Raw genomic sequence first — 16,062 nt, forward strand, 5'->3', positions numbered from 1 at the left:
TCGGAACCGACGGTAGCTTAACCGGTTGAGTGGTTCCACTATAGCTCAACCGGTTAAGTACCGCAATCCAGCGTGTCGTCCGTGATGAATCATCGGCGATATGCCCGAATCCGCGTCGCAAACCGTATGGGAATCGGCAATCCTGTGCGGATTGCGACACAAACGGGGCCAGAGGAGTCGTAATCCGCACGGAACCGACGGAATATATACGAATCCCGACGCAAACGGACTGATCTGCGTCGGGATTCGTTCGTGAAGCGGCCGTCTTATGCAGGTTGCGACGCAAACCGGGGCCTGCGCGTCGCAAGTCGTATGGGAGCCGGCCGGAACATGCGAATTGCGACGCGGACGGGTGGGTTTGCGTCGCAATCCATAGCGGGAAACCACAGGCAGGCCGCAACTCGGACGGGGATATCAGGGTCGGAATCCGTGTGGATAACGGACCATACACGAATTGCGACGCAAACCGGGCGATCTGCGTCGGGATTCGTACGGGAGATGGCCGCCGGATGCGGATTGCGACGCGAACCGGGGACTGCGCGTCGCAATCCGTAGGGAAACCGGCCGGAACATACGGGTTGCGACGCAAACGGGTGGGTTTGCGTCGCAACCTGTATGTGAGGTGGAACAGGGGACGGACGGACAGAGGAACCGGAGGAAAGGTCAGAGGACGGGCAGCTCGCGGGAGGCGATGAGCCGCCGGTACCACTTGAACGAATCCTTCGGGGTGCGCTCCTGGGTCTCGTAGTCCACGTAGGTGATGCCGAAGCGCTTGGTGTAGCCGAACGCCCATTCGAAGTTGTCAAGCAGCGACCACACGTAGTAGCCGGTCAGCGGCACGCCGGCCTCCATCGCACGGCGGGCGGCGTCGAAGTGGCGGGTCAGGTAGTCGACGCGGTCGGCGTCATGCACGGCCTTGACCGACGCACCGGTCTCGGGGTCGGCCTCCTCGACCAACCTGTCCGGGCAGGCCATGCCGTTCTCGGTGATGAACAGCGGATACTCCGGATAGTCGTCGTGCAGGCGGACCAGCAGGTCGTACAGGCCGTTCGGGTCGATGTTCCAGCCCATCTCCGTGTGCGGCCCCTCGGTGGGCAGCCAGTCGATGTCGCTGCAGCCGGGGAACACGCTCGCCTCGGTCGACTGCGGGAACTGCGGACGGCCGCTCATCGTGACCAAACCGGTTGAGTAGTAGTTGAGGCCCAGCATGTCGATCGGCTGGTGGATCAGGTCCAGGTCGCCGTCCTTGACGAAATCCCAGTCGCAGATGCCCTTGGTGACGGCGAACAGCTCGTTCGGATAGTAGCCGCGCAGCATCGGGTCGAGGAACACGCGGTTGGCGATCAGGTCGGTGCGGTGCACGGCGTCGGCGTCGCCGCGGTTGACCTGCAGGTTGAGGGTGACGGCGATCTTCGCGTCGTCCTTCACCTCGCCGCGCAGCGCCTGCGCGATCAGGCCGTGGGCCAGGTTGACGTGATGGACCGTCTCGAACGCGGCCGGGCCGCCGCCCAGGCCGGGCGCCTGCTCGGTGCCGCCGTAGCTCAGGTAGGACACGCACCACGGCTCGTTGACGGTGATCCAGGTGTCGACGCGGTCGCCCAGGCGCTCGCCCATGACGCACGCGTAGTCGGCGACGCGCCACGCGGTGTCGCGGTTCTGCCAGCCGCCCTTGTCGCCCAGATACTGCGGCAGGTCCCAATGGTAGACGGTGGCGCACGGCTTGATGCCGGCTTCGAGCAGCTCGTCGACGACGCGCGAGTAGAAGTCGACGCCCTTCTCGTTGACCGGGCCGCCGTCGGTCGGCATGATGCGCGGCATGGCGATGGAGAAGCGGTAGGAGTCGACGCCGAGGTCCTTGAGGAGGGCGATGTCCTCCTTGTAGCGGTGGTAGGAGTCGGTGGCCACGTCGCCGGTGTCGCCGTTGACGGTGTGGCCGGTGTGCGAGAAGGTGTCCCAGATGGACGGGCAGCGGCCGTCCTCGTTCGCCGCGCCCTCGATCTGGTACGAGGCGGTGGCGGTGCCGAACACGAAATCGTCGGAGCACTTCATTGCGTTGCGTTTCCTTTCCTGCGTCGACCTGTCGGCCGGGTCGTGTGCCGTCTGGTTCGCCGACCGCCCGGGGGCGGGCCGTCGGCCGTACCGTCCGCGTCCGCCATCGTTAGCGACCGAACGGTAATTTGGTTCGTCCATGACGAGTGTATCATACTTTTCATGAAGCGGTTAAGGTGTTGCGCGGCAATGCCTGACACCACCATCCACCGCTTATGGGAACGATCCGATCAACGAGGAGCAAGGAATCGCCATGGCATCACGCACCGTCATCTCCCCCGCCGACCCGGCCATCCGCACGATGGGCCGCATCGACGACGCCGATCCCGACCGTCCGGTCTGGGTCCACCCGTACACGCAGGCCGCGTTCCGCTTCACCGGCACGTCGCTCGACGCGACGCTCGTCAACCATTGGAACTACGGCGATTCGCATCTGGGCGTCATCATCGACGGCGTCCAGTCCAAGGTGCGCATCCCCTCCGGATTCGCCGCCGACGGCATCGAATCCGACGACGCCGGCTGGGACGACGGGCTCGGCCGCGGCGGCGAGCCCGTCACCGTCACGCTCGCCGAACGCCTCCCCGACATCGAGCACGAGGCCGTCGTCTACAAGCGCCAGGACGGCCAGCATTACGTGGAATTGCTCGGCTTCGGCCTCGACGAGGGCGCGACCGTGCTGCCGACCACGCTCCCGGAGCCGACGCGCCGCATCGAGATCTACGGAGACTCCGTCTCCTGCGGCGAACGCAACGAGGCGCTGCTGTACGCCGGACAGCCCGATCCGGAGACCGATCTGAGCCCCTACAGCGATTCGTGGAAGTCGTACGGCGCGATCGCGGCGCGCGGCCTGGGCGCGGCGCTGCACGACGTGTCGCAGGGCGGCATCTCGCTCGTCGACGGCATCGGCTGGTTCGCCGGCCCCGACTACGTGGGCCAGGAGAGCATGTGGGACCGCATCGAATACAATCCGACGCTCGGCAAGGCCGTCGCGTGGGATTTCGCGCGGTACACGCCGCACGTCGTCATCGTCGCCGTCGGACAGAACGACGCCAACCCACATGATTTCATGGCCGACGACTACGACGGTGCCGAGTCACACCGCTGGCGGACGCGGTATGTCGATTTCCTGCGATCGATCCACACACGCTATCCGAAGGCGGCGATCGTGTGCATGACGACCGTGCTGCAGCACGACCCCGCGTGGGACCGCGCCATCGATGAAGCGGTTCAGACATTCAACGCCATACCCGATCTGCCAGCGGCGGAGCCGTTCGGCGACGCCGTCGACGCGCCGTCCGCCGTCGCCGCCGCGTCCGTCGGCGACGGCCGCCCCGTCGCCCATCATCTGCTGTTCTCGCGCAACGGCGCGGCCACGCCGGGCCATCCGCGCGTCATCGAACACGAGGAGATGGCCCGCGAGCTGACCGCGTTCCTCGAGTCGCTCGGCGATGCCATCTGGGAGGACTGAACCGATGAAGCACACCACATCATCGCCGACCGGCGAACCGGACGGCACCGACGTGTCCGGCCGCATCGACGGCGGCACCGCCGGCACCATCGGCGACCGCACCACCCGCGTCCCGGACGGCAATCCCGGCGACGGCACGGCCGAGCCCGACGACACCGTCCGTACCGTCGCCACCGGTCCGGCGCCCGGCGCCGCCATGAGCGGACTCGCCGAACCCGCCAGCGACGGCGACCCCGCGGACGCCAAGCCGCTCGGCGGCCCCGAGCTGCGCCCCGCCGCGGTCTTCTCGCACGACATGGTGCTGCAGCGCCGCCGGCCGATTCCCGTGTTCGGCACCGGCACGCCGGGCCGCACCGTCGTCGTCACGCTCAGGGCGTCCGATTCGTCGGCCGAGATCGCGCTCGCCGGCGCCGGCGCGACGCCGCACACCACCACCGACAGCGTCACCCGCATCACCGTCATCAGCACCGACGGCCGCTGGATCGTGCGACTGCCGGCCGTCGAGGCAGGCGGACCGTACGAGCTGACCGTCACCGACCGTTCCGGTGTCACGCTCGTCTACCGCAACGTGGCCGTCGGCGAAGTGTGGCTGGCCGGCGGGCAGAGCAACATGGAGCTCGAACTGCGCAACGCCGACGACGCGGACGCGGTCATCGCCGCCAGCGCCGACCCGCTGCTGCGCTTCTACAACACGCCGAAGACCGGCGTCATCGACGAGGATGCGGAGGACCACGCGCGCTGGCACGTCGCCGGGCCGGCGAGCGTCGGCACGATGTCGGCCGTCGCCTACCATTTCGCGCGTCGTCTGCGCCGCGGGCTCGGCCCCGGCATCGCGGTCGGCATCGTCGACTGCTATATCGGCGGCACGTCGATCAGCGCGTGGATGAGCCGCCGGACGCTGGAATCCTGCGAGGCCGGTCGCGGCTATCTCGCGCGGTTCGACGCGGCGATCGCCGGCAGGACGGACGAGCAGTTCGCCGCCGAGACGACGGCGTGGCAGACGAAGTTCGACGCATGGAACGCGGCGGTCGGCGCCGCCCGCGCCGCCGAACCGGACATCACCTGGGACACGCTCAACGAACGCTACGGCGCCTGCCCATGGCCGCCGCCGGTCACGCCGACCTCGCAATACCGGCCGACCGGGCCGTACGGGACGATGGTCGAACGCGTCGCGCCGTACGGCATCGCAGGATTCCTGTGGTATCAGGGCGAAGAGGACGAAGCGCACTGCGATTCGTACCGCACGCTGCTCGGGCTGTTCATCGACGAATGGCGCGGCCTGTGGCGTTGCGCGGACCAGGCATCCACGCACGCCGGCGTCTCCGACGGCGACGCCGCGGACCGTGACGCGGATGGCGGGCCGCTGCCGTTCCTGATCGTGCAGCTGCCGCAGTGGATCGACAAGACCACGGCCGCCGCCGGCGCCGACCCGCGGCATTGGCCGGTCATCCGCGAGGCGCAATGGGACGCCGGGCGGACGATTGACGGCGTGTACACGGTCACGACGATCGACTGCGGCGAATTCGACAACATCCACCCGACCGACAAGCGCACGCCGGGCGAACGCCTCGCCGACTGCGCGCTGCACCGCGTCTACGGCCGCTACGACATCCCCGTCGACGGTCCGCAGGTCGCGTCCGTCGAGTTCGTCGGTCGCGCCGGCGAGCACGACGGCGACGAACCGGCCATACGACCCGACGGAACGGTCGACGACGCACCCGGCGCCGCCATCATCCGGTTCTCGCACGCCGACGGACTGCGGTTCGACGGCACCGTGCCCGGCACGTACCGGCGCGACGTCGGCGATCCGCTGCACCGCGACGCCGACGCGTCCGGATTCGAGCTGTCCGGCGCCGACGGCGTCTGGCATCCCGCCGACGCGGCGATCGTGGCCGACGGTACGATCCGTGTGCGCTGCGACGACGTTCCCTTCCCCGTCGCGGTGCGCTACGCGTGGCGCAGCTGGGGTCCGGCGCCCCTGTTCAACGTGGCCGGGCTGCCCGCCCCGCCGTTCCGCAGGTGATGCGCGGGTGCGGATTCCCGATGGAAGCCGCACCCAATGCGCGACACACCCGGAGTGGTCACACGGAACCGCGGGTACATCCGGATTCATGGTCTTTGAGACCCGTATCCGTCGTTCCGTATGACCACTCCGGGCGTGTCGCACATTAGGCATCATGCTTTCTACATCATGTTCTGCATCATCCCCGCTTTTCTGCATCATATTCGCACGCTATGATGCAGAAAGCCCATTCGATGAGGCAGAAAAGGAACGGAATGCATCACTTCGACTACAGAACCGCAGCCGACACCCTGATCACGCCGCAGACCACCCGGCTCCTCACTGCGATCCACGAGGCGAAGGGACGACAATCCACCCGGATCGCGCTCCAACCCGACATCGTGAAGACGCTGGTTTCGGTGGCGCGCATCCAGAGCACCGACGCATCCAACCGCATCGAGGGCATCGCCACCAGCGACCGTCGACTCGGCGAACTGGTCATGGAGAAGACCACGCCGCGCAACCGCGACGAGGAGGAGATCGCCGGCTATCGTGACGTGCTGGCGCTCATCCACGAGAGCCACGACTACATCCCGCTCACGCCGAACGTGATCCTGCAGCTGCACCGCGACCTGTTCAGGCACACGCCGCTGGTGTTCGGAGGACGGTTCAAGGACACCGACAACGTCATCGTGGAGCGGATGGGTGACGGCACGCAATCGGTTCGGTTCACGCCGCCGTCCGCACTGGCCACGCCGGAGCTCGTGGAACAGGCATGCACCGCCTACCGTGACGCGACCACCGGCGGCGATCCGACCGACCCGCTGCTGGCGACCGCCATGTTCGTCTTCGACTTCACCTGCATCCACCCATTCAACGACGGCAACGGGCGCATGAGCCGATTGCTCACGCTGCTGCTCATGTACCGGTCCGGCTTCGACGTCGGCAAATACGTGAGCATCGAGCACATCATCGAGCACACGAAGGACACGTATTACGACGCGCTCGCGGCGAGTACGCGCGGCTGGAACGAGGACGCCAACGACTACGGGCCGTTCGTGCGGTATCTGCTCGGCACGGTGCTGTCGGCGTACCGTGATTTCGACGAACGGGTGGGCGCGATCACCTCGTCCGCCGGTCCCGCCGGAAACGCCCCGTCCGCCGGCGCGGCGACCAAGGAGGGGCGCATCATCGCGCTGTTCGACCGCACGCTGGCACCGATCGCAAAAAGCGACATCCTGCGCGAACTGCCCGACATCAGCGAGACGACCGTCGAACGCACGCTCAGGAAGCTGTTGGCGGTCGACGACATCATCAAGGTCGGTGCCGGCCGGTCCACACGCTACATCCGGAGGCGGTGAGATGCGCCTGGCCGGTCACGACTCGGAAACCGTCGCAACGCCGGAAGGGGACACGCCCGGAGTGGTTGTACGGAACCGCGGGTACATCCGGATTCATGGTCTTTGAGACCCGTATCCGTCGTTCCGTATGACCACTCCGGGCGTGTCGCCAACTGGTGTGTGGGTATGGGCGGGACGGGACGAATAACAATGGGGCGGAATCTCCTCCTGGGAAGCCCCGCCCCGTCCGGATCCGGCCGTCAGCACTGGCCGCCAGGGCGACCTACGGTGACGGCCTCTGTCCCCGTCCTGATCCGGCCGTCAGCCGCGATGCGACAGGCGGATCAGGCGGGCCGTGTTCTCGGCGGCGCGCTCGAGGTTCGCCTCGCCGTCGGCCAGCGCGCGCTCCAGCGTCGTCGCGCCCGGCACGATGCCGAACACCGCGTCGATGCCCAGATCGTATAGCTGGTCGATGCCCTCGCCCACGTAGCCGGCGAACGCCACGACGACCGCATCCGGCGCGCCTTCGCGCACGGCGCGCGCCACGCCCATCGGCGTCTTGCCGTACTGCGTCTGGAAGTCGATGCCGCCCTCGCCGGTGAAGCAGTAGTCGGTGCCGGCGGAGCGTTCGGCCAGCCGCACCGTGTCGGCGACGATCGTCACGCCCGAACGCATCGTGGAATGGGTGAACGCGAGCAGGCCCGCGCCCAGTCCGCCCGCGCCGCCGGCTCCCGGCGTGTGCGCGACGGCGATGCCCAGCTGCGCTTCGATCACGTCCGCATAGTGCGCGAGGTTGCGGTCGAGGACCTCCACCATCTCGGGGGTGGCGCCCTTCTGCGGGCCGAACACGGCGGACGCGCCGGTGGGGCCGACGAGCGGGTTCGTCACGTCGCAGGCGATGAGGATGCGCGTTTCGGCGATGCGCGGGTCGATGCCGCCCATGTCGATCGTGGCGAGCCGGTCGAGCGCGCCGCCGCCGCGGGCGATCGGCTCGCCGTCGGCGTCGAGGAAGCGTACGCCGAGCGCTTCGGCCATGCCGGCGCCGCCGTCGTTGGTCGCCGATCCGCCGACGCCGAGGATGATGGTGCGGGCACCGTCGTCGAGCGCGCGCACGATCAGCTGGCCGGTGCCGTACGTCGTGGTGACGAGCGGATTGCGGGTCGTCTCGTCGACGAAATGGATGCCGCTGGCCGCCGCCATCTCGATGACCGCGGTCGCGCCGTCGCCCAGCATGCCGTATTCGGCGACGGCGGGCCGGCCCAGCGGGTCGATGACGTCGGCGGCGCGCAGCTCGCCGCCGGTCGCGTCGACCAGCGAGCGCACGGTGCCTTCGCCGCCGTCGGCCATCGGCACCATCACGAATTCGGCGTCGGGGAACACGCGTTCCACGCCGCGGCGGATCGCGCCGGCGGCCTGCGCGGCGGTCATGCAGTTCTTGAAGGAATCGGGGGCGATCACGAACTTCATCATTGTCTCCTGTCCATTGCCTCGTTGTGTGGTCGGTTGCGGCGCCGTCAGAACACCATCGTCATCAGCGTGGCCGCGACCGTCATGGTCAGGCCGACGAGCGTCTCGAACGGCACGCTGCGCATGCGCTCGCCCACGGTCATCTTCATCGACTGGGCGGTGACGTGGAAGTAGTTGCCGTGCGGCAGGTGGTCGATCACGGTGGCGCCGGCCTGCATGGTCACGGCGGCCGCGACCGGCGAGACGCCGAAGTCGAGGATGGACGCGCCGAACGAGCTGGAGCCGAGGATCACGCCGGTGGACGTGGACGCGGTGGCGGCCGCCATCAGAATGCCGGCGATCGGCGCGAGCAGCGAGCCGGACACGCCCCACGCCTTGATCAGGTCGACGATCTGCGACGACAGGTCGGAGTTGGTGATCAGGCCGCCGAGCGCGCCGGCGCCGATGAGGATGAGCACCACGTCGGTCATGCGGCCGATGCCGGCCTTGGTGAAGGCGAGCAGGTTGCGGCCCTGGCCCATCGCGAACAGGCCGATGACCGCGGCGAGCGGCAGGATGTACATCGCGTCGACCTGGAAGCAGGTCAGCAGTTCGATGTTCAGCACGCTGCCGACCGGGTTGACGAGCAGCAGCACCACGGCGATGACCGGGGCGACCAGCGCGCGGCCGATGCTCGGCAGGGACGCCTCGTCGCCGCCGTCCGCGTCGACCTCGTCGATCGTCGGGGCCGGGCCGCGGCCGCGCAGCAGCGTCGCCAGCAGGACGGCCATCGCCAGACCGCACAGGGCGGGCACGAAGCTGCCGACCATCACGGCGGACGGCTGCACGTCGAAGCCGGACGCCACGGCGATCGTGTTCGGGTTCGGGGACATGATGTTACCGGCCTTGCCGCCGCCGGACAGCGCGACGATGAGCGCCAGCTTCGAGATGTGCAGTCGGTTGCCGACCTCGATCGCGATCGGCGCGACGATGAGCACGGCGACGGGGATGAACACGCCGACCGCGCAGATGATCATCGTGGCGAACGCGAGCGAGAAGATCGCGAGGCTTTCGCCGAACTTCGTCACGATCGTCTTCGCGATGCGGTTCGCCGCGCCGGATTCCATCATCACGCCGGCGAGCACGCCGGCCGCGAGCACGCGCACGATCGTGCCCATCACGCTCTGGCCGCCGGCGACGACGACGTTCACCGTCTGCGACAGCGATGCGCCGCCCACCAGACAGCCGACGATCGCACCGAGCATCAGCGCGTACGTCGCGTTCAGCTTCCTCAGAATCAGCACGATGGCCAGCGCCAGACCGAGCAGCGCCGCCCACCAGGCGATGGAAACGCCTTCTACCATGTCATCTCCTTCGATTGTCCTATGGACGCGATTGCCGGAGTAGGACGGACGGGACGGGATATTGCGGGACGGGATGCCGAGCGCGGACTGCGACGTCCGCACGCGCACGCCGGTCAGAAGCGGCCGGCCGATGGTATAGGTACCATCACCCTCCACACGGTCCGTTCCGTCCACTCCGGCGATGCGACCGTTGATATGGGCCATTATGCCGGTGCCGCATGGTCCGGCTCAATATTCCGCAGCACCGTGTCAAGGCGACGGATTCCGGCATGACATGGTACACAGACCATCGTCACCGGTATACTGCGATCATCGCGGGGCGAACCGGACCGGCATCGCCGGATCCGACGCCCCCGACGGAACCGACGAACCGGCGCAGGGAGGCACCGTGCACATCGACCAACGCATCGCCCAGACCATCGTGGAGAGCATCAAGGGCATCATCAGCCACGACATCAACTTCTTCGACACGGACGGCGTGATGACCGCCAGCACCGACCTCACCCGCATCGGATCGTTCCACGACGCGGCGCGGCTGGCGGCACGCACCAAACGCACCGTCGCCGTCGACCACAACGCGCAGTTCGCCGGCGCGCGCAGCGGCGTCAACGCGCCGGTCATGCTGGGCGACCAGGTCGTCGCCGTCATCGGCATCACCGGGGAACGGCACGACGTGGAGCCGTTCGGCAACGTCATCCGCAGGATGACCGAGATCCTCGTCCGCGAGAACCTCGACCAGATGACCCGCTTCGACCAGCGGATGATGCAGACCAACCTCGTCAACCTGCTGACCGCCGAACAGCACGACCCGAGCCTGGTCGAATACCTCGCCTCGTCGCTGCACGTCGACCTGCACCGGCCGCGGCGGGTCGCCGTCGGGAGGTGCACGTCCAAGGACGCGTCGTCGTCCGGCCGCGACGGACTGTACACCGTGCTGGGCGAGGCGCTGGAACCGTCGGAGCACACGCTGCACTCCGTCTCGACGCAGGGATTCTGCATCCTGCTGGACGCCGCCCCGGACGAGCCGGAACCGGAGCCGCTGCTGGAATCGCTGCGCGGACTGCTGGAACGCGAGCTGGGCCGCGGCATCAGCATCGGCATCGGCGGTGTCCGGCATGATGCGGACCGCTACTGGACCAGCCATCGGCAGGCGACCACCGCCGTCGACTGGCTGCGCTTCACCGAACGCTCCGGCGTGCTCGACTACGACGATCTGGGCTACGGGCTGCTCGTCTCCTCGATGCCCGCCGACGAGGCCGACCGGTTCATCGCATCCGTGTTCGCCGGCGTCGCCGACGCCGACATCGACGCATACCGCGCCGTCTTCGACGCGTACACGCGCAACAACGGCGCCATCGGACGCGCGGCCGACGAACTGTTCCTGCACAAGAACACGCTGCAGAACCGGCTCAACACGATCGCGCGGCGCACCGGATACAATCCGCGCGACCTCGAGGACCATGCCGTGCTCGCGGCCGCGTTCCTGCTGCGCGACTACCTGCGGTTCCAGCGTGCCTCCCGCGGCGGCACCCGCAGCTATGCCGACGACACGCCCGGGGTGGATGTACAGAGCGCACGATAGGCACCGAAACCGGCCTGATTCGGGACACAACCGGTGTTATGTATGACCAATTCGGGCGTGTCGCCCGATGGGCGGCCCACATGAAGCCGTCCCGAACCCATCACATCCGCATATGGCGAAGCCGTCATTGCGGTCATTGACGAACACATGCCGACCGTTCACACCTGCATACGGCTGCATTATTGTGCATTTATCTGCATTATCGTGCATTCGACTGTAGTATGTTGCATACGCATACGATTCATGGCGATGACCTCGCTTTCACGATAAGGAGGCGCCGATGGGCGACGATCAGCCGAAGCTGACCCAGGCGCACATGCATGCGTTCAACCCGTTCGTCCCCGGCGCGGGACGACAGCCCCGAGAACTGGTGGGACGCGAAGCCGAGCTGGTGGCTATGGACCGCATCATCGCCCGCACCAAGGCCGGGTATTCGAACCGCGGCCTTGTGTACAGTGGGCTGCGGGGCATGGGCAAGACCGTGCTGCTGCTGAAGATGCAGGATATGGCCGCATCCCAAGGACTGCTGACAGTCCGCATGGAAGCCACCTCCGACATCCGTCATGACTACGCGAAACTGTTCGACGGCATGACCAAGGCAATCACCCGGGTCAGACGGGATGGACTGCGGACGCGTCTTATCGAAGCACTGAACCGGGTCAACGAGGTGTCGGTCGGCGTCGGCGTACTCAAGGCATCCTTCTCGACGTCCGACGATGATGCATCGGCCATGTCCGACGCCCTGCGTCTGGAAACGATGGTCGAGGAGCTGTGCGTCGAACTCAAGCAGGAACGATCGGGACTGTTTCTCTTCATCGACGAATTCCAAGAAATGCCCAAGGAACTCATGGGCACCATCATCGGACTGCAGCACGCCATGGGCCAGGATGACCTGCCGTTCTATGTGATCGCGGCCGGACTGCCGAATCTGCCGGGCGTACTGACCAAGGCCCGTTCCTATGCGGAGCGCCTGTTCGAATACCGGACGATCAGCGAACTGCCCGAGGCAGAGGCGAGGGACTGCTTCACCCGGACCGTGGGAACCGTGAGCAGTTTCGAGGACGACGCGCTGAACCGTCTGACGGAGCTGGCCCAAGGATACCCGTACTTCATTCAGGCATACGGTTCGGCGGCATTCGATGCTTCGGAATCGTCGCCTATTCCACTGTCGGCGGTGAATCGAGGAGAGCCCGTCGCAAGGGCGAATCTCGACCGTGGTCTCTACGAGGCGCGATGGCAGCGCGGCCGCGCCTCGGAACGCGAATACATGCGCGCAATGGCTTCGCTCGGCAAGGAGGCGTGCTCCTCCTCTGAAATCGCACACGCGCTCGGACGGCCCATCGGCAGCGTTGCCAGGCAACGCAAGGGCATCATCGAGGCGGGACTGGCGTATGTCCCCGAACGCGGACTGCTCGCCTTCACCGTTCCGGGCATGGCCGATTTCATCCGACGGGTTGCACCGGCCGAGGAGCAGACATACGATTCGGAAGAGTGACGGCCCCCGTGCCGCACGACCACCATGCGACGGGAACCGATGATCATCACCATTGTTCGCACGGAACGTGAAACCGCAGGATTTGAGCGTTCCGTGCCACGTTCCGGTGCCACGGAACACGGATGAGGGCGGTTTGCGGATTGCGTGACAAGCGAATTCCGGCAGACTAAAAGGCCGATACCCGACAATCCTTGTGATTGCAACGATTTTCGCAAGCGCGGACTTGTCACGGAACTGCAGAACCCGCCTCTTACGATGCTCAGTGACAAGAATCCTGTCAGGGAATACGCCACGGGGCGATTTCGCCGTTCCGTGGCGGAAAATCGTCTCACGGAACGCTTGGCAGGCCGAATCGGAGATTCCGTGACGGAACAGGCCGCATATCGCGTGGCCGGGGCGACGCATCCGACCTCGGTGACGTCATGACCATCGCACCGACGCACCTGCCAACGGCCGTCTTCGAAGGTTTTGATTATGCATTCGCATCATTTCCACGATGGCGGGCATGAGACCGACGCCGGAACGGATGCGGACATGCCCCGGTCAGGGGAAACTGAGGATAAGCAGCAGCCCCAGGATCAGGGCGGACCATAGCACGACGAGCACCGTCGCCGCGCAGGTGACGATGACGACGGCCGCACGGTCGAACGTCATCGGATGACGCGCCCGGTAGGCTCGCCAGACGCCATCATCCACGTCATCATCCGCACCGAACCACATCGCCACCCGTATGCACGCCACGGCGAGCCAGCATACGAAACCGCAGCCCAGAACCAGCGCGAGACGCCGGGCGGCAGCGGTCGTGCCATCGGCGCCGACGGGCAACGGCACCGCCGCCGCGAATGCGAACGTCGCATCCTCATCAACCGGCCCCCACAACCATGCCGGGGACAGCAGCAGCAGCATCCCGCCCCACCACAACGCGCGGCGAATGCGACGCAGGCGTTCCAATCGCGACGACAGGTACGGAGCTCCGTTTCCGCCATGCCGCATATCGGATACGTCCCGTCGATGATCCATACGAAGCCGCGAATGCAACGCGACGCCGATTACCCTGACACCCAACCCGATTGCGAACAACGCAACGGAAACCAACGACGGGACCGTCAACGCCGTCACCGTACCGGCCAGATAATCCCACACTTCGCCCCATCCGGATTCGCCCCACATCCGCAGGTAACACCCTACGTCGAACCGCACCGACCGCAGCACGCGGAACAGCACGACAGCCACATACGTCACCGACACCGTCGCCGACCACCACGCCACGCTCCGAAACACCCGCACCCAGCATCCGAACGCCAACGCCACGAACGGAACGGCAAGGAACGCCGTCGCCGCCGTCAGGAAATCGTTCGTTCCGTCTCCGCTGCAACGGACCGCGACCGTCGCCGCACCACCACACACGAAGTCGGCCAACAGCATGCTGCAGACATGCGCCAGCGAACATCGCATGCGACCGGCGGACAGCCACGCACGAACCTTGTGGAACGCCGATCGCATCGCGTGCCAGCATGACTTCGGTTCGCCGACCATCCGGCCGCCCCCTTCCCGGATCGATGGATCCATGAGCCCTCCGCCAATCACATCGTAGAGGCCGTGCGACGGACGGACACGACGGAGCAGAGCATCATCACGGGAACCGCTTACTCGACGATGGGCGACGGAATCAGACCGGCGACACCCGCGATCAGGGATGGGACACACCCGGAATGGGCGTACAGAACGCGCGATAGACGCCAAAACCGGCCCGATTCGGGACATAACCGGCGTTATGTATGACCAATCCGGGAGTGTCGCCCGGGAGACGTCGAGTGGAAGCAGGCCGAGCGGGTCGTCTCGGAACACACCGGGCAAGGCGCTGTGCCCCTTGCCGGCGCTTTTGTCGGTCGTCTCGGAACGCAACCGGGCAAGGCCGATCCCGATGGGACGCCGGAACACGACGGAGGCCGCCGTCCCCGGGGATGGGAACGGCGGCCTCATGTCTCAGCCAGTTAGATGGTCACCCGGCCGATCGGTCACGACCGGGGAGGAATCACTCCTGGACCTGGGCGCGGGCGATCTTGCCGGTGAAGGAGTTGGCCTCGTCGGCGTCCTTCGCGGCCTCGTTGTTCCAAGAGAACATGGCGCGCAGCTTCGGGCCGACGGTCTCGATGCGGACGTTGGAGTACTCCTCCTGCAGGGCCTTGAACTTCGGGGCGCCGGCGTCCTGGTCGTCGATGAACTCCTTGGCGAAGGAGCCGTCCTGAATGCGCTTGAGGTGGTACTCCATGCGCTCGCGGCAGTCCTCGGAGATGACGGTGTTGACGTAGTCGCCGTACTGGGCGGTGTCGGAGCAGGACCAGCGGTCCTTGTTCAGGCCGCCCTCGTTCATGAGGTCGACGATCATCTTCAGCTCGTGGCACACCTCGAAGTAGGCGATCTCCGGCTGGTAGCCGGCGTCGGTGAGGACCTCGAAGCCCATCTCGACGAGCTTGTTGACGCCGCCGAGCAGCACGTTCTGCTCGCCAAACAGATCGGTCTCGGTCTCCTCCTTGAAGGTGGTCTTGATGGCGCCGGCGCGCAGGGCGCCGATGGCCTTCGCGTAGGCCAGGGTCAGCGCCCAGCCGTCGCCGCGCGGATCCTGCTCGACGGCGACCACGACCGGCACGCCACGGCCGGCGGCGTACTCGCGGCGCACGATGTGGCCCGGGCCCTTCGGGGCGACCATGAAGACCGGGTGGTCCTCGGACGGCTTGATGTAGCCGTAGTGGATGTTGAAGCCGTGGGCGAACGCGACGGCCGCGCCCGGCTTGATGTTCGGCTCGATGTCGTTCTTCCAGATGTTGCGCTGGTGCTGGTCGGGGGCCAGGATCATGACGATGTCGGCGTCGGCCGCGGCCTCGGCGACGGACTTGACCTCGAGGCCCTGCTCCTGGGCGAAGGCGACGGACTTGGAGGTCGGGCGCAGGCCGACGACTACGTCGACGCCGGAGTCGCGCAGGTTCAGCGCGTGGGCGTGGCCCTGGGAGCCGTAGCCGATGATCGCGACCTTCTTGCCCGCGAGCACCGAAAGATCGCCGTCGTTCTCGTACCAGATCTGTGCAGCCATGTAAGCACTCCTTTAACTTGCGCGCCCTTGCACGAACGGGCGCACGGTGTCGTTGTGGTTGCGCGTTCCGCCTCCCCGGCCGGTCCCCCGGTCGATGGCCTCCTGCGCGTTTGGGGTCCGGGCAGCCAAGCCCGGGTGGTCTCAAGCGTGAGGATTTTGTCCTCAAAACTGATGCCCATCCTATGCGCCGGTCCGTTTGGCGCGCGCCCGCCGTCCACAACTCGG

At 66.7% G+C, this 16,062-nt stretch carries 10 protein-coding genes; 5 read left to right on the forward strand and 5 right to left on the reverse strand.

The window, feature by feature from the left end:
* Nucleotides 1-663: 663 nt before the first annotated feature.
* Nucleotides 664-2,049, reverse strand: coding sequence for a GH1 family beta-glucosidase (locus D2E24_RS01930; protein WP_125967624.1), 1,386 nt, complete (start codon nt 2,047-2,049; stop codon nt 664-666).
* 253 nt (nt 2,050-2,302) lie between these two features.
* On the opposite strand from D2E24_RS01930, the gene D2E24_RS01935 reads away from it, so the two are divergent.
* From D2E24_RS01935 to D2E24_RS01945, 3 genes are all read left to right on the forward strand, one after another.
* Nucleotides 2,303-3,517, forward strand: coding sequence for an SGNH/GDSL hydrolase family protein (locus D2E24_RS01935; protein WP_125967625.1), 1,215 nt, complete (start codon nt 2,303-2,305; stop codon nt 3,515-3,517).
* Nucleotides 3,518-3,521: 4 nt separating this feature from the next.
* The gene (locus tag D2E24_RS01940; protein ID WP_241222801.1) at nt 3,522-5,540 is read left to right on the forward strand and encodes a sialate O-acetylesterase; all 2,019 of its coding nucleotides are present in this window, start codon (nt 3,522-3,524) and stop codon (nt 5,538-5,540) included.
* Between the two features lie 254 nt (nt 5,541-5,794).
* The gene (locus D2E24_RS01945; RefSeq protein WP_125967627.1) at nt 5,795-6,880 is read left to right on the forward strand and encodes a Fic family protein; all 1,086 of its coding nucleotides are present in this window, start codon (nt 5,795-5,797) and stop codon (nt 6,878-6,880) included.
* A gap of 300 nt (nt 6,881-7,180) precedes the next feature.
* On the opposite strand, the gene D2E24_RS01950 is transcribed toward D2E24_RS01945, so the two are convergent.
* Both D2E24_RS01950 and D2E24_RS01955 read right to left on the reverse strand, forming a co-directional pair.
* Nucleotides 7,181-8,326, reverse strand: coding sequence for a glycerate kinase (locus D2E24_RS01950; protein WP_125967686.1), 1,146 nt, complete (start codon nt 8,324-8,326; stop codon nt 7,181-7,183).
* 47 nt (nt 8,327-8,373) lie between these two features.
* Nucleotides 8,374-9,669: a GntP family permease gene (locus D2E24_RS01955; RefSeq protein WP_125967628.1), complete on the reverse strand. Its 1,296-nt coding sequence runs from the start codon at nt 9,667-9,669 to the stop codon at nt 8,374-8,376.
* Nucleotides 9,670-10,057: 388 nt separating this feature from the next.
* Between D2E24_RS01955 and D2E24_RS01960 the strand changes: the two genes are divergently transcribed.
* Both D2E24_RS01960 and D2E24_RS01965 read left to right on the forward strand, forming a co-directional pair.
* Nucleotides 10,058-11,251 carry a CdaR family transcriptional regulator gene (locus tag D2E24_RS01960; protein ID WP_164520955.1) on the forward strand — a complete coding sequence of 398 codons (1,194 nt, stop codon included), beginning with the start codon at nt 10,058-10,060 and terminating at the stop codon, nt 11,249-11,251.
* A 280-nt stretch (nt 11,252-11,531) separates the two neighbouring features.
* On the forward strand, nt 11,532-12,746 hold the full coding sequence (locus D2E24_RS01965; protein WP_125967630.1) for an ATP-binding protein: 1,215 nt from the start codon (nt 11,532-11,534) through the stop codon (nt 12,744-12,746).
* 543 nt (nt 12,747-13,289) lie between these two features.
* On the opposite strand, the gene D2E24_RS01970 is transcribed toward D2E24_RS01965, so the two are convergent.
* A complete protein-coding gene (locus tag D2E24_RS01970; RefSeq protein ID WP_125967631.1) occupies nt 13,290-14,315 on the reverse strand; it encodes a hypothetical protein in 1,026 nt (341 codons plus the stop codon).
* A 466-nt stretch (nt 14,316-14,781) separates the two neighbouring features.
* Nucleotides 14,782-15,837 carry a ketol-acid reductoisomerase gene (ilvC, locus tag D2E24_RS01975; RefSeq protein ID WP_125967632.1) on the reverse strand — a complete coding sequence of 352 codons (1,056 nt, stop codon included), beginning with the start codon at nt 15,835-15,837 and terminating at the stop codon, nt 14,782-14,784.
* Nucleotides 15,838-16,062: the final 225 nt, after the last annotated feature.

It is taken from the genome of Bifidobacterium samirii (assembly GCF_003952945.1).
GTDB lineage: Bacteria > Actinomycetota > Actinomycetes > Actinomycetales > Bifidobacteriaceae > Bifidobacterium > Bifidobacterium samirii.

What these genes read in the sequence shown, in the direction of transcription:
- D2E24_RS01940 (WP_241222801.1), top strand. Translation starts at nt 3,522, where the DNA reads ATGAAGCACACCACATCATCGCCGACCGGCGAACCGGACGGCACCGAC.
- D2E24_RS01930 (WP_125967624.1), bottom strand. Translation starts at nt 2,049, where the DNA reads ATGAAGTGCTCCGACGATTTCGTGTTCGGCACCGCCACCGCCTCGTAC.
- D2E24_RS01945 (WP_125967627.1), top strand. Translation starts at nt 5,795, where the DNA reads ATGCATCACTTCGACTACAGAACCGCAGCCGACACCCTGATCACGCCG.
- D2E24_RS01970 (WP_125967631.1), bottom strand. Translation starts at nt 14,315, where the DNA reads ATGGATCCATCGATCCGGGAAGGGGGCGGCCGGATGGTCGGCGAACCG.
- ilvC (WP_125967632.1), bottom strand. Translation starts at nt 15,837, where the DNA reads ATGGCTGCACAGATCTGGTACGAGAACGACGGCGATCTTTCGGTGCTC.
- D2E24_RS01965 (WP_125967630.1), top strand. Translation starts at nt 11,532, where the DNA reads ATGGGCGACGATCAGCCGAAGCTGACCCAGGCGCACATGCATGCGTTC.
- D2E24_RS01955 (WP_125967628.1), bottom strand. Translation starts at nt 9,669, where the DNA reads ATGGTAGAAGGCGTTTCCATCGCCTGGTGGGCGGCGCTGCTCGGTCTG.
- D2E24_RS01935 (WP_125967625.1), top strand. Translation starts at nt 2,303, where the DNA reads ATGGCATCACGCACCGTCATCTCCCCCGCCGACCCGGCCATCCGCACG.
- D2E24_RS01950 (WP_125967686.1), bottom strand. Translation starts at nt 8,326, where the DNA reads ATGAAGTTCGTGATCGCCCCCGATTCCTTCAAGAACTGCATGACCGCC.